The 21,753-nt window shown below is 62.3% G+C and carries 19 protein-coding genes and 3 pseudogenes; 16 read left to right on the top strand and 6 right to left on the bottom strand.

Translation table 11 applies throughout. From position 1 onward, the window contains the following. Window positions 1–73: 73 nt before the first annotated feature. The 5 genes from ACP7AS_RS11520 to ACP7AS_RS11540 all read left to right on the top strand — a co-directional run bounded on the left by ACP7AS_RS11520 (window position 74) and on the right by ACP7AS_RS11540 (window position 6,455). A complete protein-coding gene (locus tag ACP7AS_RS11520; RefSeq protein WP_426029009.1) occupies window positions 74–925 on the top strand; it encodes a hypothetical protein in 852 nt (283 codons plus the stop codon). A 14-nt stretch (window positions 926–939) separates the two neighbouring features. Further along, on the top strand, window positions 940–3,630 hold the full coding sequence (locus tag ACP7AS_RS11525) for a carboxypeptidase-like regulatory domain-containing protein (RefSeq protein ID WP_426029010.1): 2,691 nt from the start codon (window positions 940–942) through the stop codon (window positions 3,628–3,630). A 14-nt stretch (window positions 3,631–3,644) separates the two neighbouring features. Beyond that, window positions 3,645–4,148 carry a hypothetical protein gene (locus ACP7AS_RS11530; protein ID WP_426029011.1) on the top strand — a complete coding sequence of 168 codons (504 nt, stop codon included), beginning with the start codon at window positions 3,645–3,647 and terminating at the stop codon, window positions 4,146–4,148. 8 nt (window positions 4,149–4,156) lie between these two features. Further along, on the top strand, window positions 4,157–4,606 hold the full coding sequence (locus ACP7AS_RS11535) for a DUF4402 domain-containing protein (RefSeq protein WP_426029012.1): 450 nt from the start codon (window positions 4,157–4,159) through the stop codon (window positions 4,604–4,606). 847 nt (window positions 4,607–5,453) lie between these two features. After that, complete coding sequence (locus tag ACP7AS_RS11540) at window positions 5,454–6,455, top strand: hypothetical protein (protein ID WP_426029013.1); 1,002 nt, start codon at window positions 5,454–5,456, stop codon at window positions 6,453–6,455. Between the two features lie 257 nt (window positions 6,456–6,712). Here the strand turns inward: ACP7AS_RS11540 and ACP7AS_RS11545 are convergent, their stop codons facing one another. Together ACP7AS_RS11545 and ACP7AS_RS11550 are read right to left on the bottom strand one after the other, a co-directional pair. Next, window positions 6,713–6,838, bottom strand: coding sequence for a hypothetical protein (locus ACP7AS_RS11545; RefSeq protein ID WP_426029014.1), 126 nt, complete (start codon window positions 6,836–6,838; stop codon window positions 6,713–6,715). A gap of 961 nt (window positions 6,839–7,799) precedes the next feature. Further along, window positions 7,800–8,989 (bottom strand): IS3 family transposase gene (locus tag ACP7AS_RS11550; RefSeq protein WP_426029015.1). Its coding sequence is split into 2 segments (ribosomal slippage): window positions 7,800–8,731 and window positions 8,731–8,989, totalling 1,191 coding nucleotides; the frame shifts between segments, so codons are not numbered across the junction. A gap of 95 nt (window positions 8,990–9,084) precedes the next feature. On the opposite strand from ACP7AS_RS11550, the gene ACP7AS_RS11555 reads away from it, so the two are divergent. After that, the gene (locus tag ACP7AS_RS11555) at window positions 9,085–9,777 is read left to right on the top strand and encodes an IS6 family transposase (protein ID WP_426029016.1); all 693 of its coding nucleotides are present in this window, start codon (window positions 9,085–9,087) and stop codon (window positions 9,775–9,777) included. A gap of 220 nt (window positions 9,778–9,997) precedes the next feature. Beyond that, the gene (locus ACP7AS_RS11560) at window positions 9,998–10,465 is read left to right on the top strand and encodes a GNAT family N-acetyltransferase (RefSeq protein WP_426029017.1); all 468 of its coding nucleotides are present in this window, start codon (window positions 9,998–10,000) and stop codon (window positions 10,463–10,465) included. Window positions 10,466–10,608: 143 nt separating this feature from the next. Here the strand turns inward: ACP7AS_RS11560 and ACP7AS_RS11565 are convergent, their stop codons facing one another. From ACP7AS_RS11565 to ACP7AS_RS11580, 4 genes and pseudogenes are all read right to left on the bottom strand, one after another. Further along, window positions 10,609–12,282: a sensor histidine kinase gene (locus tag ACP7AS_RS11565; RefSeq protein ID WP_426029018.1), complete on the bottom strand. Its 1,674-nt coding sequence runs from the start codon at window positions 12,280–12,282 to the stop codon at window positions 10,609–10,611. A gap of 268 nt (window positions 12,283–12,550) precedes the next feature. Next, window positions 12,551–13,636, bottom strand: a complete 1,086-nt coding sequence (locus ACP7AS_RS11570) for an alpha/beta hydrolase (RefSeq protein ID WP_426029019.1) — start codon at window positions 13,634–13,636, stop codon at window positions 12,551–12,553. 227 nt (window positions 13,637–13,863) lie between these two features. Further along, a pseudogene (locus ACP7AS_RS11575) lies at window positions 13,864–14,385 on the bottom strand (transposase); the annotation flags it as partial. A gap of 215 nt (window positions 14,386–14,600) precedes the next feature. Next, on the bottom strand, window positions 14,601–15,116 hold the full coding sequence (locus ACP7AS_RS11580) for a GNAT family acetyltransferase (RefSeq protein ID WP_426029020.1): 516 nt from the start codon (window positions 15,114–15,116) through the stop codon (window positions 14,601–14,603). A gap of 1,018 nt (window positions 15,117–16,134) precedes the next feature. On the opposite strand from ACP7AS_RS11580, the gene ACP7AS_RS11585 reads away from it, so the two are divergent. From ACP7AS_RS11585 to ACP7AS_RS11625, 9 genes and pseudogenes are all read left to right on the top strand, one after another. Then, window positions 16,135–16,275, top strand: a complete 141-nt coding sequence (locus ACP7AS_RS11585; RefSeq protein WP_426029021.1) for a hypothetical protein — start codon at window positions 16,135–16,137, stop codon at window positions 16,273–16,275. Further along, window positions 16,276–16,731: a sensor histidine kinase gene (locus ACP7AS_RS11590; protein ID WP_426029022.1), complete on the top strand. Its 456-nt coding sequence runs from the start codon at window positions 16,276–16,278 to the stop codon at window positions 16,729–16,731. A 213-nt stretch (window positions 16,732–16,944) separates the two neighbouring features. Further along, complete coding sequence (locus ACP7AS_RS11595; RefSeq protein ID WP_426029023.1) at window positions 16,945–17,403, top strand: response regulator; 459 nt, start codon at window positions 16,945–16,947, stop codon at window positions 17,401–17,403. A gap of 198 nt (window positions 17,404–17,601) precedes the next feature. After that, a complete protein-coding gene (locus tag ACP7AS_RS11600; protein WP_426029024.1) occupies window positions 17,602–17,934 on the top strand; it encodes a BLUF domain-containing protein in 333 nt (110 codons plus the stop codon). Between the two features lie 56 nt (window positions 17,935–17,990). Then, window positions 17,991–18,182: pseudogene (locus ACP7AS_RS11605) on the top strand (transposase); the annotation flags it as partial. A 216-nt stretch (window positions 18,183–18,398) separates the two neighbouring features. Continuing rightward, window positions 18,399–19,538 carry a glutathione-independent formaldehyde dehydrogenase gene (locus tag ACP7AS_RS11610; RefSeq protein ID WP_426029025.1) on the top strand — a complete coding sequence of 380 codons (1,140 nt, stop codon included), beginning with the start codon at window positions 18,399–18,401 and terminating at the stop codon, window positions 19,536–19,538. A 716-nt stretch (window positions 19,539–20,254) separates the two neighbouring features. After that, window positions 20,255–20,626 carry a hypothetical protein gene (locus ACP7AS_RS11615; RefSeq protein WP_426029026.1) on the top strand — a complete coding sequence of 124 codons (372 nt, stop codon included), beginning with the start codon at window positions 20,255–20,257 and terminating at the stop codon, window positions 20,624–20,626. Next, entirely contained in the window at window positions 20,607–21,224 is a 618-nt protein-coding gene (locus tag ACP7AS_RS11620) for a PhoH family protein (protein WP_426029027.1), read from the top strand. The genes ACP7AS_RS11615 and ACP7AS_RS11620 overlap by 20 nt, the downstream gene beginning before the upstream one ends. 356 nt (window positions 21,225–21,580) lie before the next feature. Further along, window positions 21,581–21,730 (top strand): annotated as a pseudogene (locus tag ACP7AS_RS11625) (LuxR C-terminal-related transcriptional regulator); the annotation flags it as partial. Window positions 21,731–21,753: the final 23 nt, after the last annotated feature.

Genomic DNA, 21,753 nt, shown 5'->3' on the forward strand with positions numbered 1-21,753 from the left:
GGTCAATTCGTTAACCTCGCTGGAAGCGATCAGCGTTAAGCGTCGCTTCCAGCACAGCGTTGAGGGGACCAAGATGTTCAGAGCCGCCGTCGCCGTCGCCGCCGCCCTCGCCATCCTGACCATTGCGCTCGCCGGTCCGACGGCCGCACAGGTCGGCGCCGACCTGAACATTTCGCCGCGCCGCGTGACGTTTGACGCCAACGAGCGCTCGGCCTCAGTGTACGTCTTCAATCAGGGCGACGCCCCGGCGACCTATACGGTCGAACTGGTCGATCGCGTGATGCGCCCTGACGGTCAGATCGTCGCCGCGGCAGACACTCCGGATGTTGGCGCTCCCCGATCCGCGGCCGCATTTATCCAGCACACGCCGCGACGCGTCACCCTGCAACCACGTGAGAGCCAGGTGATCCGTCTGCGTTTGCGACCACCCGCCACGGGCGGGTCCGCGGAGTACAGGACGCACCTGACCGTCACCGCCTTGCCGCCCGAGGACGCCGGCTTCACCGCCACTCAAGCCGCGAGCGCGGGCTCGGATGAGGTGTCCCTTCAAGTTATCGCTCTGTTCAGCGTCAGTATCCCACTGATCGTCCGGGAAGGTGAAATCGACGTTCGCGCGGACATCAGCGCGCCCATTCGCCTGGCTGCGGCCGAAAATGCCCCCAACGGCGCGCTCCAGCTTGACCTGGTTCGGCGCGGAGCGAACTCCGTGTACGGCGACATCGACGTCTATGCCGGACGAGGTGCACGCGAACGGCTGGTCGCCGTCGTTAGGGGCGTAGCCGTCTACCCCGAGATCGAGCGCCGTACCGTAATTGTACCCTTAGCCGAGCCGGTGGCCGCCGATGAGCCCATCCGGGTCGTCTACAAGGACGATGATACCCGGCCCGGCACCACCCTCGCGACTGCAGCCATCCCGGCCCAATGAATTGGAGGATCGCTGTGGCCGCCCTCGGTGTCGGACTGGCGGGCTTGGGTTGCGCGGACGATGTCCAAGCCCAACAGGTCATCGCCGGCCTCGCTGAAGCCGCCGCGCCGCAACCTTTTAGTCCCGACGATCTCCTGTTCATGGAGGTGGCGGCAGACGGCTATCAACTCGCCGAAACAATGAACGTCTACGGCTCGCGCAGCGGTGTGTTCGTCCCGCTCGGCGAGTTCGCCAGGGTACTGGGCTTCGCCGTCGGTGTCTTCCCGAGCCAAGGGCGAGCCGAGGGTTGGGTGGGATCGCGGGACCGCGAGCTTCGGGTGGATTTGCGGCAGGGCCGGGCTGTGGTCGATGGAAGAACCGTCGCGTTCGAGGCCAGTCAGGCGGCGATTTATGACGACGACCTCTATGTCAGGCTCGATCTGATCGAACAGCTGCTGCCGATCCGTCTGCGGGCCGACATCAGCGCCCAGCTCTTGGCAGTGATGCCGACCGAGCCCCTGCCCTTCCAGCAGCGGCTAGCGCGCGACCGGCGCGCCGCCGGATTGCAAACGGTAACCAGGCCGGAACAGGTGCTGATGGCTGTTACGCCCTATACAGCGTTCACACCGCCCGCCATCGACGTGAAACTCGGCGGCCAGGTCGCGCGGGACGGGTCCGACCAGACCCGCAGCTACGACCTGCGACTGGCGGGCGACCTTCTTTACGCGGGCTTTCAGGGCTTTATCGGTTCGGACCAGGACGGCGGCGTGCGCGATGTGCGCGTCCTGTTCGAACGCAAGGATCCCGGTGGTAGGGCTCTCGGCCCGTTGGGCGCGACCCGCGCGGGCGCAGGCGACGTCTTCACCCCGTCCATGCCGTTGGGTGCGGGCAGCGCTGGCGGACGCGGCGTCTACTACACCTCAGCTCCGCTTGAAGCGCTGGACCTGTCGACGCCGCTGGATCTCCGCGGCGAGTTGCCGTTGGGCGAAGACGTCGAACTATACATCAACGAGGTCCTGCGCGCGACAAAGGCCTCTGCCGCGCGTGGTCGCTACGAGTTTCTGGACGTGCCGTTGACGTTTGGTCTCAACACCATCCGACTGGTCTTCTACGGCCCGCAAGGACAGACCCGCGAGGAGGTCCGCCGTATCAATTTCGGCACAGGTCAGGTTGCGGCGGGCAGGTTTGTGTTCCGGCTCGGCGCTGTCGAGCAGGACGTGCCGGTGTTTGCCGTCGACGACAGGATCGCTGGGACCTCGACAGGCGAGGCTCGCTTGGCCGCAGCTTTCGACTACGGATTGAGTCCGTCGCTCACGCTTAGCGGGGGCCTTGCCCGCTATACACCGCAGGATCGCGGCGCGCGGTCCGTCGGGGTGATCGGGCTGCGCGCTGCGCTCGGTTCCCTCGCGGCGCAACTTGACGTGGCTGCGGACAGCGAGGGCGGCACAGGCGGCACCCTCGGTCTCGCGGCCCGGCCTTTCGGCATCTCGCTGGTCGGCAGACACTCGGAATATGCTGGCGAATTCATCGACGAGACCCGGCAACTGGGGACGGGTGGAGCCGCCCTGACGCGTAGCACCGATCTGCGCGTCGATACCCAGCTGCCTTTGGCGCGTGGTTTCACACTGCCCCTGTCGGCCGATTTTCGCCGGCTGCAGCGCGAGGATGACACGGATCTGTTCATGGCAGAGGTGCGGACCTCGGCACCGGTGAACCGCTATTATCTTTCAGGCGCGCTGACCTATGAAAACGAGAAGGCTGGGGCGCTGCGAACGCATCGCCTGGTCGGAGCGTTGGATGTCGCGACCCTGGTCGCGGCCCGCGCCCAGATCCGTGGAGGGGTGACCTACGAACTCAGGCCGGATCCGCGGTTGAGTACAGCCTATGCCAATGTCGACTATCAGATCAGCGAGCGTCGCGCTCTCAGACTGGGCGTCATCCGATCGCTGGGCGATCAGGGCAGTACGACAGTTCAGGCCTCGGGCCACTATCGCGGATCCCGCTTCGATGTCGCCGTGACGGCCGCCTATGAAACGGACCGCAGCGACTGGCAGATCGGCCTGCAATTTGGTTTCGGCCTGGCGTTCGATCCGTTCGAGCGGGGCTACCGTATGGTCCGGCCGGGCGTGGCGGGGGGCGGTTCGGTCGCGTTCAACGCCTTCATCGACGCGAATGGCGACGGTCGGCGCCAACCCGCTGAGGAGCCGGTCCCCAACGTCGTTCTCGAAACCCCGGCGGGTGCAGCCGTCACCGGCGTGGATGGCCAGGTACTGGCCGCGGGTCTCGGCGACGCCGGCAAGGCACGCATCGGGATCAACCTCGAAGGCATAGACGATCCATTCCTGGTCGGCGACGCTGTGATCGAAACCGTGCCTCGCCCGGGGCGGATCGCGGTCGTGGACTACCCCCTTCAGGTCACCAGCGAGATCGAGCTGAGCGCGCGTCTTCGCCGCGACGGCTCGGACCGGCCCTTGGCGGCTGTGGAACTGCGCCTCATCCCCCTTGCCGGGGGCGAAGTGGTCGCTGCGCGCACCGACCACGCTGGCGTCGCCTTTGTCGACGCCGTCCGCCCGGGTCGCTACAATGTGACTTTGGAACCCGAACAGGCGCAGGACCTCGGCATGAGCTTGGACGCCGCGCTCGAGTTGGTAGTGCCCCCAACGGGTGGCTTCGTAAGGGGCGGCGACGTTTTCATTCGCATCCGCTCACTGGAGACCGGCGCATGACACGTATTCTGCTCTTGTCCGGGCTGGCGGCGATCTTCCTGATCGCGACGCCGGCAGCCGCCCAGATTAGCATGTCGCGCTCACCTGCCGCTTCGCCTGTGATCGGAACAGTGGTGCGGGGCAATGCGGCCACCACCTTTTCTGTCAGCTCGGCCGGCGTGGTCACCCGCGTGTCCGGTGATGCGATCAGGCTGAGCTCCGCGTCGATCACCCAACCGACCGTCACCCTGACCTGCGGGACGAATTCCAACTGCCAGAATAGGGATGTCAGGGTCACAGTGACAGCGAGCGGAGCATCGGGGGCTGGCAGCATCACCCGGTTCCGGATCGGCTCCCTGACCGGCGCGACCTATCGTACCGCCGCGCCGGCCGATGCCGCCAGCCTTGCCTTCGATCTCATGCCGCTTGGTTCGCGGGGGTCGGCGACGTTCACCTTGGGAATGGATGTCCTGCTGGCAGCCGCCGCAAATAGCGGCACAGACACTTTTACATTCACGGTTACGGCGACCTTCCTATGATACGTTCCTTGGTCCTCGCCGTAAGCCTGTGCGGCGTTGCGGCTCCCGCCTTCGCACAGAATGCCGAAAGCCCGCCGAACACTAACGCGTCGCTGACGATCGAGCGGTCCCTGACGATCGCAGCCGTTCAGCCGATGAGCTTTAATCCGGTCTCGACACGCACGGGCGTGGAGGTCACGACCCAATCGGGAACAGCCATCATCCGTGTCAGCGGTGATCCGGGCCGGGTTTATCGGGTGACTTTGCCGGCCGCGATCGTCGCGCGTCCGGGAAATCTGACAGTCGATGTCTTCACCGTCATCAGTGACAACTCCGGCGACATCACCCGGAACTTGACGGCCCGAATGAACGCCGAGGGCTCCGACAGGCTGCAGATCACCGGTCTGTTAAGCCAGCCGTCAGGTATCGCCCTCACCAACGTCAGCGCCGCCGTACCAATCGGCGTCGATTACGAATAGCGCGCTTCAGGCGCAAAAGGGGAGCTGAAAGGTCTGATGGGCACCGCAGAGTCCGCGTGAAATAGACGTAGCCGTGGACCATCGGCGGCACGGTGGGGGGTGGGGTCGGCTCAACGCATCTCCGCACTAGCCGGAAGCACCCGGGCGGGGTGGAGTCCGAGGGTATGGCACCTGCTGCGGGTCTGCAGGTATGGCGCAGGTCACAATTTCCGGGTTTCCCACGTTAAAGCGCGTAACTTGGGAAAGGGCTTCACGAGCCCCTCAGCCGAGACTGGGAAGGGGCTGGGTTGCGGTCCAGAGCCTACCCGAAATCCGCATCAACCACCTGCTCTATAACAACTTGCTGTCCGGCCTTCCCTAGCCTTCGTAATGCGGGGGTCAGGTGTTCGAGTCACCTAAGCGGCACCACTTTTTCCGGAGACACTCTGACCAGGAAACCGTCGGGCAAGCGGCGGAAGCGCCTTAACGCTGGTTCGCTGTGTGGGTCCTGGCCGGGTAGCCTTCCGCAAGGAAGGGCTCCGCGATGGGGCACGACCTCGGTAATCGTCTGAAGTCCGGTTTACGACCGGATGCCAAGGACCGCTTTCGACGGTGGGCTCAACTGATCGCTGCAACACACTCAGCGAAGGTCTCCGCGGGCGTCCGTTAGAGCAATGTCTTTCTGGGCCGTTCGTTGAGCTGTTGGGCGATGGCGCTGAGCTGTGCCTGGCTGTGCAGGGACAGGTCTATTGCCAACTCCACCAACGCAGGCTCAGTTCACCCAAGGGCTCCCGTTATGGCTGGATGAGCAACGGGGTTCACGTCATGGCATGTCTCAGTTTGGAAGGAAAATAATCCGGTGACGCGAATGTTTGCAGTCGGTCTGGCTACTGTTTCCCTGATCTCGGCCGGTGCCGCGGCTGCAACGTCCCAGCGGACGGAGCCCGATCAGCCAAACCCTCGCGAAGCGCTCGAGTGGATGGTGCTCAACGAGATAAACAGTGCCTATTTCCGTCGTGAGGAGCCGATGAACCGTCTGGCTCTCGTCAAACACGTGCCGGAAGGCGTCATCAAGCAGGTCGATATCTCGCACGACGGCCTGGCTGACTGGCTCGTCGACTATACAGAGTCCGGCCTGGTTTACTGCGGTACAGGTGGATGTCTGCGTAGCCTGTACGTAAGCCTGCCCGACGGTACTTATGTGCTCGCTTTCAACGATCAGAGTATCGATTTTGCCATCGCTCGCCGCAACAACGAGACTGTCATCGACATGGCTGTCCATAGGGTGATGTGCTGGCCACTGAACGATGACTGTGCCTACAGTTTCGCTTGGGATCTGGGTCTGAGAAGATTGGTCGAGCGACCCAACGTGCGCGGCGAGACACTGTTGAGTTCGTCGTTCGGCGTTCTGGCTCCGCCGGAGGAAGACGAGCCCCGGCCGCCTGAGGATGCGCCCGACGTCCTTCAGTCTCTTTGGCGAGAAACGGTCCAGGCCTGTCCGTCGGCCGTGAGCGAGGGGGCATTCAACATCGTCCACGCCGACATCCTCAGTATCCCCGACCTTGACGGCGATGGTGCCCGCGACTGGCTTTATGAGGCACCAAACGGTTGTGAGAGGTCCGAGGGGACCGTGGTCGATCAGAAACCCTTCATGATCTATCTGGCCCGGGCCGACGGCGGGGCAGAACTCGCCTTCACGTCCGAACCCGGTGAGCAACCGGTGTATGATATTTCCACCCGACCGGCGGTCCTGATCAGCAATCCTGAATGTGGCTTCGACGTGCCTTGCCGGGACGCGCGTCTCCAGTGGGATGCTCGGGCGGCGCGTTTCATGCCGACGGGCCCGGGCGACAAGGACGGGTCAGGTTGAGACGAGCCTGGAGTGATGATCGCGGCGGGACAATCTTTTCATCAGGACAGGCCCCTTACCGCTCTGACAGGGGTTCGAACGGTCTTGTCAGCCTAAACCAATCAGGTAGGCGGCTTCTTCTTGACTGCTTGCTCGGGGCACCGCCTGCTCAGAGCTACTTATGCTGACCATGTCTCAGGAAAAGAGGTGCCGACGGCAGCGCCGAAATCGGTTGGGCTGACAACACCGTTTGGATGCATCCCTTATGCAGGCGTAACTCACCAGCCGGGCGTCATGACCCGCGTCGCCCGTTCGCGCATGTTGTCCAGCAGTGCCTCCGTATCGCCGTTGCCACAGACGAGCGACGATGATGCGGGCATCCCGTCGCGTGCGGGTTCGTTCACGGTCCGGCAGCCTGAGCCACGCGCTTGGTCCTGGGCGGCATCGCGTGTGGGTTCATTGGAAACCGCGGCCTCGGCCCTTGCCGACGCGAGGCGGTTTCGTGCATTCCGGCGGCACTGGGCGGACGGTTCGCTGGTCCCCGGTCCGCACTGGTCCAGTTCATAGCGCTCCGGATCACCGAAGGCCCACTGCGGGACGGCATCACTGTCTGCCGATGCTCCATTCGCCGTGTAGAAACCGGCCGTGTACTCGGCAGCGGGGTAGGGCGCGCGAGAGGCACCATTCTCTGCCCCCGCAGACCAGTTGAAGCGTGGCGCAGCCCCCTGGCTCGGTGTGGTGCCCTCTGACGCCGGTGCCGATATACGGTTGCCGTTCTGGTTGGGGTCGCTGACGAACACTCGTGGGCGGGCTGGCGTAGTCGGCTGAGGGGCGTTTGCATCGTAGGACGCCGTACCGCGAATGCCTCGGCTACGCGAATAGCCGCCCTCCGGGGGAGCCGGCGGCGATGGCCGGTTCGTGGTCGTGTTCTCGAAGTTGGCGTTCAGCGCGGAGTTCCATGGATTACCGTCCTCGTCTTCGGTCTCTGGCGCAGCGGCAGTTATCGGCACATTCGTTGCCGAAACCGGTTGTGGGCAGGCGACGGGCTGGCCGCCAAACATGCAGTCCTGCCTCGCCGTGGCCGTCACGGCCGGCGGACCGGTCCGTACGATCTCGTCCTGCGCTGGGAACGAAGGCACCGCAGCCAGCAATGAAATCAGGACAAGCATCAAGACCCTCCGACGGGAATCCAACTTAGCAGTGCTTCGACCCTCGTCAAAATGACGCCATTTGACGAGTCGCGCCGCAATTCCCTGCTGCGTCATCGCCCGCAGCGCCCCATCCAGCCTGTCCAGCGTCAGCAGAGGTGCTGTCAGTCTAACGCTAACTTATCTCCACTGAGGACGGTGACGTGACCCCCGTTTCTCATCCAGCCATAACGAGAGTCCTTGGGTGATCTGAGCCGTGATTGGTTGGGGTGGCAATAGGCCGGCCTGCGCAGCCATCAACCAGCGCAGCAGGCCGGCCGATCTGTCCGGTTAGCATTCTGGCGTAGGCCGTCGGGGTCAGCCATCCGAGCTTCGAGTGCGGTCGGGTTTCGTTATAGTCGCGCCGCCAGGCGTCCAGCACGGACCGGGCGTGTGGCAAGGACCGGAACAGCGTCTCGTTCAGCAGCTCGTCGCGCAGGCGACCGTTGAAGCTCTCGTTGAAGCCGTTCTGCTGGGGCTTGCCCGGCGCAATGTAGTGCCAACCCACGCCGGTCTCGTCGGCCCAGCCGAGTATGGCGTTGGAGGTGTATTCTGTCCCGTTGTCGCTGATGATCGTGTCGGGTCGTCCGCGCCGAAGCATGATGGCGTCCAGCTCTCGCGCCACCCGCTGGCCGGACAGCAAGGTGTCGGCGACGAGCCCGAGGCACTCGCGGGTGCAGTTGTCGATCACCGTCAGGATCCGGAACCGCCGCCCGTCGGTCATCTGGTCGGACACGAAGTCCAGCGACCAGCGCTGGTTGGCCACCAGGGGAACCTCCAGCGGACGCCGCGTGCCCATGGCGCGTTTGCGTCCACCGCGCCGGCGCACCATCAGCTTCTCCTCGCGGTAGATCCGCTGGACCCGCTTCCTGTTGACGGCATGTCCCTCGCGCCGAAGCATCACGTGCAGACGGCGATAGCCGAACCGTCGCCGCTCCTGGGCCAGCGCCTTCAGCCGATCCCGCAGGGCACCGTCGTCCGGCCGCGTGGCTTGGTAGCGCACGCTCGCACGATCGACGCCCAGAACCCGGCACGCCCGCCGCTCGCTCATCTCGTAGACCGATCGCAGGTGCGCCACAGCCTCTCGATGCGCGGCGGGCGTCACCACTTTTTTCCCAGCAGATCCTTCAGCGCGACGTTGTCCAGCATCGCATCCGCCGGCAACCGCTTCAGCTTGGCGTTCTCGTCCTCAAGCGCCTTCAGCCGCCGGGCTTCCGACACATCCATGCCGCCGAACCTGGCCTTCCACTTGTAAAACGTCGGCGAGCTGAGCCCGTGCTTCCTGCACAGATCCGCCACCGGGACACCCGTCTCCTGCTCCCGCAGGATCCCGATGATCTGCTCTTCCGTAAATCTCGATCGCTTCATTCCGTCCGTCCTTTCGAGGGGCGGACTCTAGCTATTCCTGGCGGAGTTTCAGGGGGTCACGTCAACGGCTAAGCCGCTGATGGAGATCATATTTCGTGAAGCCGATTTCGTTTAAGCGCCATCGCTTTCCAGCGGATGTGATCCGTCAGGCGGTATGGCTGTACTTCCGTTTCAGTCTAAGCTTTCGGGATGTCGAGGAGCTGATGGCGGCCCGCGGTGTGGACGTGAGCTACGAGACCATCCGCTGCTGGACGATCAAGTTCGGACCTCTGATCGCCAGGCGACTGAAAAAGCGGCGGTGGCCGCCGTCGCCGCGCTGGCACCTGGACGAGGTGGTTTGCAATATCGGCGGCAAGCGGATGTTTCTGTGGCGGGCCGTCGATGACGAAGGCGAGGTCCTCGACGTCCTCGTCCAGCGCCGGCGGGATACAGAGGCTGCGTTGAAGCTGATCAGACGGCTCCTTCACAACCAGCCGGTCGAGCCGCAGACGATCACGACGGACGGCCTGGCCTCATACGGCGCGGCTCTGGATCAGCTGGATCTGAGACATCTCCATCGACCCGGCCGGCTTCGTGAAAACAATCGGATCGAGAATTCCCACCTTCCGATCCGACGACGAGAACGACAGCAGCAGCGGTTCAAATCCCAGGCCTCAGCCCGGAGATTCCTCACCACCCACGCAGCGATCTACAACACCTTCAACATTCAACGCCATCTGATCAGCAGACCCACCCTTCGGCGTTTTCGCGCTGAAGCGGACGCAGCATGGGCGACGGCTGTTGCCTGAATGGCGGCGGGGTAGGGGGATTTTGACCTGGCAAAGTTAACCTGTCAGGCCCGACGCGACCAAGGCTTGCGAATTCCCGCGACCATGCTCCATAAAGGAGCTTCAAATCGAAAGAACTTGCCTCTGCCTGCCATCGACTGAGCGCCCGGGCTGTTGATCGGCCTATTTCGTTTCTGACGCTGCGCGCTGCGCGTCGTCCTCAGTCATGCAGGACATCCAAGTGATCAAACATAATCAACAATTCCAGTTTCAGCTCGTCCCTATCCGCGCCGATGGCACGCTCGGTGGCCGTGCGATTCAGTTGGAGCTAGAAACTCAGCAGTTTTGCCGAGCGATGGTGGCGCTGTATCGAAAGGTAGGCTTCGAGCCGCCATGGCTCGGTTATGTCGCTGTCGACGGAAACTCCGCTGTGGGCGGTGGCGCATTCGTCTGGCCACCAGCGGACAATCGAGTTGAAAATGCCTACTACACCGACCTCGCTCAGCAGGGGAGAGGGTACGCGACTTTAACGGCGAAACACCTGTTGAGGATCGCGCGGGATATGGTGCCACAAGTCGAACTCTCCGCCAAGACAGAGCCTCAACCTAACGCGTCGACAAAGATTTTGACGGGCCTTGGCTTCACGAAAATCGGCTCAACCGCGGACGAAGAGATCGGTGAGGCTTGGCTGTGGCTGCTCAAACTCTGACAGCCAAGGGCGGCAGGCTCAGGAAGGCCGGCCGCCTCACGTTGGAAGCGGACGTGGTGAGGGACCGCCGTTGGTCGTGGACGGACGGTCGCCTGCGGTTCGTCAATGGACCTTCACGAGGCCGTTAAGCGCCTGCCGCTCGACTAAACCGCGCGAGGGCTGCCGTGAGCAACTTGACCCAATCCTATTTTCGCATAGCCATGCACCGTAGGGAACTCACCCGCACATGTGACGTCGGTGGTGTCATCCGCTCCAAGCCGGGCGACGATCTCGCAGACCACGCCGGTAGGGGGAAAGCTAAGGTCGACGTGCCCACGTAGTTCCGCCGCCAAAGCCCGCTCGATCAGTTTTGAGCCGAACCCTCGCAGTTCGGGCGGCGAGACAAGCGGGCCGCCACATTCTTCCCACCGAATGACAAAGCGAGCCGGATCGTCCGGTTTCGCGGACCATGTCAGCACTACGTGCCCCTCGTCCGTCGACAAGGAGCCGTACTTCGTGGCGTTAGTGGTGAGTTCATGAAGGGCCAGGGCCATCATCACTGCGGTCTTTGGTTCGAGGCTCACTCGGGGCCCATTGGCCGTGTATCGGTCCGAGCTGGTCGAGTGAGCATCAAAGGCACCAGCCACGACATCGGTCAGGTCAGCCGCAACCCAAGTTTCCTGGGTCAGCAGATTGTGCGCGGATGCAAGTGCGAGAAGGCGCCCCTCGAACGCCGCGCGAGCGCTGGGGCTTGCGGAGTCACCACTAAAAGTCTGTTGAGCTAGACCCTGAACGATCGCAAGGGTGTTTCTGACTCGGTGGTTCAACTCGTCGATCAACAGACGAAGGTGACGTTCCTGCCTATTCTGAACCGTGGCGGCGAGGTGCGAATGGGTAACGTCGTGCCCTTGGACGAAAATGCCCACTACCTCCCCGATTTCACTGAAGATCGGAGCGTTGATAAAGTCTAGAAAGAGTTCATTTGACCCCTCGCTGAGGCCGCACTCAAGTTTTATCGGGATGTGCGCTGCAACGAACGGCTCCCCAGTTTCAAAGACCTGGTCAAGATATTCGAAAAAGCCTTGGCCCGTTAGTTCTGGAAATACATCTCGTACAGTCCTGCCGACTAAATCGGTCCGATGTGTCAGCCTTTTGTAGGCGGCGTTGGCGAACTCAAACACGTGATCGCGCCCGGTGAGAACGGCGATAAAGCCCGGGGCCTGATCAAAGAGACGCCGCTGGCGCTCTGACTGATCAATGAGCCGGCGTTCCGCCAACACATGCTTTGTGGTTTCGGTGCAGACCACCAGCACGCCGCCGACCCCGCTGAGCGCAGTGTCGTCGCCGATAGGACTATAGCTGTAGGTCCAGTAGACGTCTTCCCGTTGGCCGTGACGGGTGATCGGCAATAGCTGGTTCTCGTGCCAAGTCGCGCTCCCCCCGGCCAAGACCTGCTCGATTTGCGGCCCGATTACATCCCAGATCTCCTCCCACACCTGACGTGCAGGCTGCCCTAGGGCGGTGGGATGGCGCTCGGACCCAATGGATTGCCGATAGGCGTCGTTATAAAGGCAAGCTCCGTCGTTGCCCCAGAAGACGAACATGGGATGTCCCGTGTTCAGCATCAGACGGGTCACAATGCGCAGGGGTTCCCCCCATGTCTCCGGCGCACCGATTGTTGAACGGCTCCAATCAAAAGCCCGCATCAAACTACCCATCTCACCACCGCCGGCGAGAAACGCATGTTCAGACGAGGTCTGGGCCGGGCGGTCGCAAGTATCAATCATTGCGTCGAACCCCTTGTCGCCATTCAGACTGCGTGCGCCCGATAACCTCATTGCGCCAGCGATTTCCGCGCGATGGGGTGTTGGTCCTTACAGATACGGGCTTCTAATGTGCCGGTTTTGCCTCGCGACGGAGCGATCAGTGCGAGCGCGCCGGGTTACGATCGCCCCTAGGGGGGCCTACCACGGACCCAAAAGCAGCTTCGCCGCACAAAAACGGACTCTGAAGGTCCCCAACGGGTCGGGAAGCGACCGTCACCTGAGGCTGAGAAGCGGACATTTGAGGCGGGGGTGCCTAGCAAATCTCGATACCCCGCAGGCCCTAACGCATTGCGCCGCGGAGACGTTGGAAGGACCATTGCTGGGCGTCGTAAGCATCCCTGACCACGTCAGCCATCGAAAAGAATTCGTGCGTCGCGCCTTCCCAATTTCTTCGCTCTACGCTGACGCCCGCCGCCTCCAGCGCGGTCTCCAGCGTCGCTCCGTCGTCGCGCAGAGGATCAATGTCTGCGTTGACGATAATTACTGGCGGGAGGCCTCGCAGATTGGCGGCGACAAGATTGAAGCGCGGGTCTTGGGCGAAGTCCGCGGAGGGAAGGGCGTAGCGGCCAAACCAGTCCAGCGTGGCCGTGCGCAGCGGCAGGCTCATTGTGTTCTCGACCTTGGAACGGAGGGACGTGTTTGCGTTAGCGATGGGGTAGACGGCGAGAATTGCCTTGGGCTGCGTCCAGCCGTTGTCGCGCGCGGCGATGGCTACGTTCATTGCCAGATTGCCGCCCGCGCTTTCGCCCGCCAACGCCATGTTCATGGGGTCGCCGCCCCATGACGCTGCGTTGGCCATAACCCACCGCCACGCCGCGTTGGCGTCGTCGTGCGCCGCCGGGACCCTCATCTCTGGCCCCTTGCGATACTCGACCGACACAACGATGGCGTTCATGTTTCGGGCCATGGAGCGTGGGGTGGCGTCGTAGACGTCGAGGTCCGCAATGACCCAACCGCCACCATGGTAGTAAACAACGACCGGCAGGTTGGTGCCGACTGTGCCGGCCGGCCTGTAAACCCTGACCGGCTGCGAGCCCGCGCCAGCCGAGTAAGTCAGGTTCTGCACCGAAACCGTCGGATCGGGCGCAGTCGACATGCCGCGCATTTCCTTGACCCGACGCACCGCGTCAGCCGGCGTGGGCTGGGTGCGCGCCTGGGCCACGGACAGGGTTTCGATTGGTCGAGCCCCAAGAGCGGCGTGTGCATCGAGTACGGCTTGCATATCTGCGTCCGGACGTCCGCTCATGCCCATCGAGGCACTTGTGACCGAGCCGCCACCCATCATCCCGTCCATGCCTGCGCACGCAGCCAGTGTAGCCGCGAGCGCGACGGATGCCGTCAAGGCGGCGATGCGGTTCGTCTTCATGTTACTGTCCTGTTTAACCCCGGCGCAGGCAGAGCGAAGAAAGATCAACGTTGTTCCAAATGGCGCAGGTTGAGCTATGATCGCAGCTGCAAATCCGGTGTCCTCAGCATCGTTGCCCAAATGACCGATTGGCCGACAACAAAGGTCCGCTATGGGTCGAGGCCGTGTAAAAACGCGCTGAGCTGGATTGGTGCGCGGGTTGCAACGAGGCGCAGAGCGCCTTCGCCTCAGGCCCGCATCGCCTCTATCAGCGACTTGGTTCCGAGCACCCCCATCACACGTTTCATGTTGTAGGCCAGGATGTGGAGGCTGATCTCGGTCTTTACGTTGGATAGGCGCTTCATCAGGAAGTGAGTGTGTCCCATCCAGGCCTTGATGGTTCCGAATGGGTGTTCGACCAGGGTTCGGCGGGCCCGCATGGCACCCGGCGTCAGGTCCATCCGGGCCTGCAGCGCATCGATCACCGCCTCATGCTCCCAGCGGGTGACCCGGCGCTCGACGCTGGGCGTGCATTGCGGTTTCAGGCGACAGCCGGTGCAACTGGCCCGGTTCAGGTAGCGATGCAGCGTCTGTCCCTTCTCGACGGTCGTGAGGCGGCGCGGCAGCAGCGCGCAGGCCGGGCAGCGATAGGCGTCCTTGTCGGGCAGATAGACGAAGTCCTGCTTTCCGAACCGGCCGTCGGCCTTGGCCCCGGAGGTCAGCGGCTTGGGCACGAAGGGCGTTACGCCGAGGGCCTCGCAGGCCAGGATTGTAGATCGGCGTCCAAAACGAGACCCTCGCCTGTTTGGCCAACTAGCTGATCCATAGAACTCTTCTGGCAGTAGTCTGCATGACATCGGCACCGCTCGTGACCCCCCGTCGGATGACTTTTCTTCTTTCACGCCAGTCGGTTGCCGGCATAGCAACGGGGGTCCGTTTTGGACGCCGATCCACACCTCAACGCCGCCAATGCCCCACTCCGCCGCTAGGCGGTTGATCGTTTCACCGCCGCCTTTTCAGCATCTTCCTTCTGTTTGGCGGCCTCGTCGCCGTCGCCGACCTTCTCCTCGACGCTGGCTGAAAAGCGCTGGTAGACGCCCAGCCCCACGAGTACGAGGACCGAGACCAGAACTAGGGCGGTGGGATAGCCCAGCAGGGCGACATCGCTCCGCGCGGTCCTGAACACTATCACCAGCCCCTCGAGGAACAGGGCGATGACTATGGTGGACAGGAACTTCGTCAGCGAGCGCCGGGCCACGGCGGCTCCGCGCTTTTCATGGTCGCCGGTGACCTCCTCCTCAAACATGTATTTGGCCACGTCGAAAACGGCGATGGCGATGATGACATAGCCGAGAGCCGCCAAAATGGCGTCGCCGGCCGCGTCGACGGTTCCAGTACCTGCCTTGGTCAGCTCCATCAGGCCCACGCCCATCAGACCGAGAGCCAGAAGCAGGAGCACAAGGCTGGTAGCCCCGAAGACAAGGCGGGAGATGAAGGTCATGGGACGCGTCCTCGCATGCTCTCGCCCGACGCCGTCCGAGAACGGCCAAGCCTGAAATGGCAAAACGCCCGCAGCCCGATCACGTTGCCCGGCTTGACAAGATGACGCTGCCTCATCGGAAAAGCCGGATGAATCTCCCGCTCGCCGAGACTGAGCGCTCACGACGCCGGACTCTCGGCAGGAGGTCGAATGTCGTTCGTCAGCGAGATCACCGAGAACGCTGAGGAGGCCCCTCGATCAAACCGCCGTCCGATCGAACTCATCGACCCGCCGGCCTTCCAGCGATCCCGGACTTTAGCCCTATGCGCCACCGGGGAGCAGAAGCGACGCTGCTGCTTCTCCGTCCACGCTCCGTCTCCAAAGAAAAGGTATTGTGTTGCGTTCACCGGTTGAGCCCACCGGGGCAAGCAGACCTCTCTTTCGGTCTCAGGCAGCGCTTTGTTTCCGCAATTATCGGTCATGCAGTCCGCGACAGAGACCTGACATTACGATCATCCACTGATGTCCGCACCGACCTGCACAGCCGCGCTGAGGGTGTTGCGACAGCGTCACCGTTCGCGGAAAGATGTGCGCCCATCGATCGGCCTGGCAGAAGCCTGACCGCAACCTCTTAATGCCAGGACCGTTGTAAACAAAAGCGATCCAGTTCCACCCGCTCATGGCTCCGACCTTGGCTTTCGCCCCGCGAGCCTTCGGATTGCCCAAAGCATCCAATGTCGACCTCAGTATCACCACCCGATGACGTGGCTTTGAGTCTGACTCTTGCGGTCTTCACCGCCTCTCCGTCACCCTTGCTGCTGTTGAACGGCGACCTCGCCATCATCGCGGCGAGCAACTCGTTTCGACAAGTGTTCGAAGTCGCTCAGGTAGAGCTGACCGGGCAGGCTCTGTATAGTCTCTCGAACAGCGCTTGGGACATCCCGAACTTCGCCGATCGCTGGAAGCCACCCTTTCCGGGGCAGAGAGCGACGACTGCGAACTGGACCTTAAGCTCACCCAACCGCCTCTCAGGCATCTCGTGGTCCAAGCCAAGCGGCTTGACTACCTCGACCTCGATCAGACCAGGCTGCTCGTCGCCCTGTCAGACGTCACCGAGGCCAGAGCCGACACGGCGCTGAAAGAGAATGAGGCACGCCACAACATCGTCCTGCTGCAGTAGGTGCGCCACCGGGTCGCCAACAGCCTACAGATCATCGCCAGCGTCCTGCTGCAGAATGCCCGCAAGACCCCCTCCGAGGAAACGCGTGGCCACCTGACGGACGCCCATCACAGGGTTATGTCCGTGGCGGCGTTGGAGCGGCTGCTCTCCACCTCGCAGGAAGGCGATGTCGATGTGCACGCCTATTTCACCGCCTTGTGCGAGAGCATCACGGCGTCGATGATCGGCGAGGCTGGCAACGTCACCTTGACGGTCGATGGCGGCGACGGGGTGATCGACGCGCGGGTTTCGGTCAGCCTGGGTCTCATCATCACGGAGCTGGTGATCAACGCCTTGAAGCATGCCTTCCCCGACGGTCGATCGGGCCGGATCACCGTCGACTACAGTTTTCATGGCCCGAACTGGATCCTGTGCGTTCGAGACGACGGGGGTGGGAATTCCGCTGGTTGCCCCTGATCGAACCGGCCTAGGAGCGAGCATCGTTGAGGCCCTCGCAAGACAGTTGAACGCCTCGGTGACGACCGTGCCTGAAAATCCTGGCACTAAGGTCTCGATCGAACACACGCAGATCGCCCTGGTCCACGAAAAGCCCGAAGTCGTCTCGCACTCCTTTTCCAAGACCCAGGCCGCCCCCGGCACCGCGAGGCATCAAGTCCAGAAAGACCGATCATGACCGACGTGCAGCCCCCTCAGAGGATCGGCCAGACCCTGCTGATCGTCGAAGACGAGGCCTTGGTGGCGATCGTCCTTCGGGATGTCCTCTCCGAAGCCGGTTACCATGTGCTTGACCTCACGACGCGACACGCCGAGGCCCTTGAGGTCGCAAGGGCCTGCAAGCCGGAACTAGCTCTGGTCAATATCCGCCTCGCCGGTCGCGACGACGGCATCGAGCTGGCCGTGCAACTGAAGGCGCTGGATATCCCCGTGGTCTTCATCAGCGGTCAGATCAGCCGGGCGCGGACGGCAGCGACCGTCGCGATCGCATCCATGCCCAAGCCCTATGACGCCTACGAGATGGTGCTCGCAGTGGCCTATCTTCTGGCGCGTCTCAAAGGACCGACATCTTTGCCGCGACCGGACAAACTTGAAGTGTTCGATGAAGACCTTGGGCTGGCACCTGCCGCCTGAGGCTTGCCTGCCGCTTCGAGGAAGATGAACCGGCCCGCATCGCGGTCGTTCCCTAAAAGTTGGCGCTGGACGGTTAGCGGACCTCATTTGTCACTTCCGCACGGACCATGTTCGGATGTTCCCCGTGTAACCGGGATCATTCGACACGGTGAAGCGTTGCAATGGCGAGGGCTTTCAGCCCCAAGGCACTAATAATCTATGGAAAAGGACCTGATCCGACTGGTCTACAGAAGCAAATCCTGCATTGCTCATGATGACGTGGCTGAGTTTGACGCAATATTTAAAGTATCGCGCCGAAACAATAAGCTAAATGGCATCACGGGCGCGCTCGCGTTGCCTGATGGAAAATTCGTCCAATCCATTGAAGGCGAAAAGAGCAAGGTGGGCCGCCGCCGCAAAGGTCGATTTGTGGGCGTCCCCACGGTCGCCTATGGGTCGACAGCGGACTCAGCGGCCCGTGTGGAAAACGGACGGCGTACCCTCTGCCGCGACATGCTGGTGCCCGATCGAGCGCGGTTTGCAGTGACGTGACCGCCTGAAACTCCTCCAGGAATAGCTAGAGTCCGCCCCTCGAAAGGACGGACGGAATTAAGCGATCGAGATTTACGGAAGAGCAGATCATCGGGATCCTGCGGGAGCAGGAGACGGGTGTCCCGGTGGCTGATCTGTGCAGGAAGCACGGGCTCAGCTCGCCGACGTTTTACAAGTGGGAGGCCGGGTTCGGCGGCATGGATGTGTCGGAGGCCCGGCGGCTGAAGGCGCTTGAGGACGAGAACGCCAACCCCACCAACACCAGTTCAGATCACCCAAGGACTCTCGTTATGGCTGGATGAGATACGGGGGTCACGTCAGTCGGACCCACCTTGGCCGCCTGTCCGATTTTTCGGCACCACCTCACTTTCGACCCGAGGGATTAACCTGACATCACCGGAACGATAGCGGTCGCGGTCCGCTTCTCCCTGTGCCCATTTCGGTCAGGACAAGGAGAAACGCCCATGAAAGCCGTCGTCTACAACGGCCCCTGCGACGTCAGCGTCGAGGAAGTCCCGGATTCCAAAATCGAGAAGGCCACCGACGTCGTCATCCGCCTAACGTCGACCAACATCTGCGGTTCGGATTTGCACATGTACGAGGGCCGCACCAATTTCGAAGCCGGCAAAGTGTTTGGTCACGAGAACATGGGCGAAGTGATCGAGGTCGGCTCTGCCGTCGATCGGATTAAGAAGGGCGACCGCGTTTGCATGCCCTTCAACGTTGGCTGCGGCTTCTGCGTCAACTGCGAACGTGGGCTCTCGGGCTTCTGCTTGACGTGCAATCCCGGTACTGCCGGCGCGGCCTATGGCTTCGCCGGCATGGGTCCGTTCCAAGGCGGCCAAGCCGAGATGCTGCGCGTGCCGTACGCCGACTACAACTGCCTAGTGTTGCCCGAGGATGCCGAGGAAAAGGAGGGCGACTATGTCATGCTGTCCGACATCTTTCCGACCGGCTGGCACGCCACCGAACTGGCCGGACTGCTGCCGGGAGAAACTATCGCCATCTACGGTGCTGGTCCTGTCGGCCTGATGGCTCTGCATTCGGCGATAATCAAGGGTGCGTCCAAAGTCTTCGTGGTTGATAACCAGCCGGATCGCCTGAAATTAGTCGAAGAGTTGGGCGGCATTCCAATCAATATGAAGGACGTCGATCCAATCGAGGCCATCTTGGACGCCACCGAGGGTCTGGGCACTGACCGGGGCTGTGAATGCGTTGGCTATCAGTGTTGCGACCGCCACGGCAAGGAACGCAGCAACTATACGATGAACTGTCTCGTCGCCTCGACAAAGGCCACTGGCGGCATCGGCGTGGTCGGCGTCTTCATCCCCGAAGATCCCGGTGCCAAGGACGACCTGGCTAAGGAAGGCAAGATGGCCTTCGACTTCGGAACGTTTTGGTTCAAAGGCCAGAAGATCGGCACGGGACAGGCCAATGTGAAAGCTTACAACCGTCGCCTTGCAAATCTGATTCACGCCGGCAAAGCGACGCCGTCCAAGATCATCTCTCACACGCTTTCTCTGGACGAAGCCCCGAACGCCTACAAGCATTTCAACGCCCGCGACGACGGCTGGACCAAGGTGGTGCTGAAGCCCAACGGCTGAGACGGGCAACGGGCGAGGTGCTGTCAGACTGGTGTGGGTGGGATTCGAAGTGACGGTGGCGTTTGGGGATCGACCCGCCGGAACCCCCCAACGAAAGGGTTGCGGCTGCGCTCGTGCAGCGGTTCTGCAGGTATGGCGCAGGTGGAAATGCCGGCGTTTCCCACGTGAAGACGCGTAACTTAGGAAACGCCCTCACGGCCTCCTTAGCCCAAACCGGGAAGGGGTTTGGGTGGGCCTGATTCTGGAGAGCTGCCCAGGCCCCTGAAAGCCATGTCGACACTGACTTTTGCCCTCCTGCTTCCCTAGCCTTCGTAATGCGGGGGTCAGGTGTTCGAGTCACCAAAGCGGCACCACTTTTTCCAAAGACCTTCTCAGCAGGAAGCCTGCGAGCGAGCGGCGGAGATGCCGTATCGCTGGGTCGGCACGTGGGTCCAGGTGACGTGATCCCTGTTTGTCATCCAGCCCTGATCAGAGTGCGTGGGTGAGTTTATCCGCTTCCGGTTTCTGGCACGCCTGCCGCTGCGCTTTCCGGCAGACGTCAGGGTGCCGGGCCTTATCAGCGGCGGAAATTCGCGGTTATATTTATGTTGAAGCCTTGCTGCCAGAGATAACGAACAAGGCTGGCGGCAAGGCGCGATTGTGTTTTTCCGCCGGGCTGCCCGGGTCGGATACAATGGAGCGTCTCGGTGAATTCGGTTTCAAGCTCAAACCAAAGGATGGTCACGCAGGATATAGAACTGCCTGCCCAGAGCGCCCGGACCCTGTTTGCCGGACCCGGGGCTGCAGGGCACAATATCCAGCGGGCCGTGATGCCCTTTCGTGTGGGCATCTCGCCTGTTCCAGGCGGCATCCGCATGACCGGAGACGAGATCGCTGTCTCGCTCGTCGCCGAGATGATGAGGCGGATTGAAGAGGCGACCAAGGCTGGCCATGCCATCAGCGAGCCAATGGTCAACGCGGTGGCCCTCTCCGCCGTGCAGGACGCGCTCAAACACGAACTGGCCTTCCGGCTGAACGGCATTCATTCGGCGGTGCGCCCCATGTCCCTCAGCCAGGTCGCGTTCATGAATGCGATGCTGTCTTCATGACCGCCCGCTGATCTTCGGGGTTGGCCCTACAGGCACCGGAAAAACCCATCTGGCCATAGCAGCCGGTCTCAACCTGATTGCCGACAAACACTTCAAGAGCATGGTCGTCACCCGACCCCGAGGCATGCTGGAGGGTGACATCATGACGGCCGCCCTGCGCGCCGAGACCGTCTACGACGAGCAGCTCACGCCAATTGAGGATGAGCTTCGGGAACTGATCGGGCGCGATGAGACCCGGCGTCAGATTGAGCACGGCCTTCTGGAAATCACCCCTCTCGGTCGGATGCGCGGACGAAGCTTCAACGAGTGCTTCATCCTGGTCGATGTGGCCCAGAACATGGGCAAGAAAATGATGCGTATGGCTCTGACGCGTCTGGGACGAAATTCACGCATGGTCGTGACTGGAGACCCCGCTCAGGTCGCCCTGGCCGGCGATGACCCGTCGGGCCTGCCTCACATCCTCAAGCACATTGCCGGGACCGACATCGCCCTGGTTCACCAGTTCCAGAACCACCAGATCATCCGCAACGCCACCGTCGCCAGGATCGAAGCGATCTACTCGAGCGAGGACGATCCCGAGATCCGCGCCGCAGCCTGAGCGCAAGAGAGCCCCTTCTTGCCCGGGAGTTGCACCTCGCCGAGATGCGCTTGCAGGTATGGCGCAGGTCACAATTTCCGCGTTTCCCACGTTAATGCGCGCAACTTGGGAAACGGCCTTTCGGGCCCCTGACGCAAGGCTGGGAAGCGGCCGGGTTGCAGGCCGACGCCCGTCTGGATTCTTCAGCAAATATTTGTATTATAACAATTTTTTCTCTGCCTGACTGGCCTTCGTCGTGCGCGGGGTCCGGTGTTCGAGTCACCTGAGCGGCACCATATCCTTACCGTCATGGCGAGAGTGATGATCTGGACGGGTCGTCCGGAACATCCTAGCTAGACGGCAGTATCGGAGTGGTCATGACCCAGGAGCTCAGCGCGCGTCAGGAAGAGTGTCTGCGGCTGACGGCCTTCCTGACGGACAAAGAGATCGCCGTCCGCCTCGGGCTGGCGGAGGCCACCGTCAAGAAGCATGTGCATGAGGGCTGCCGCCGTCTGGGCGTGAACCGGCGCAAGGCGGCGCTGGCGATTCT

The organism is Brevundimonas sp. TWP2-3-4b2, assembly GCF_049897345.1.
GTDB lineage: Bacteria > Pseudomonadota > Alphaproteobacteria > Caulobacterales > Caulobacteraceae > Brevundimonas.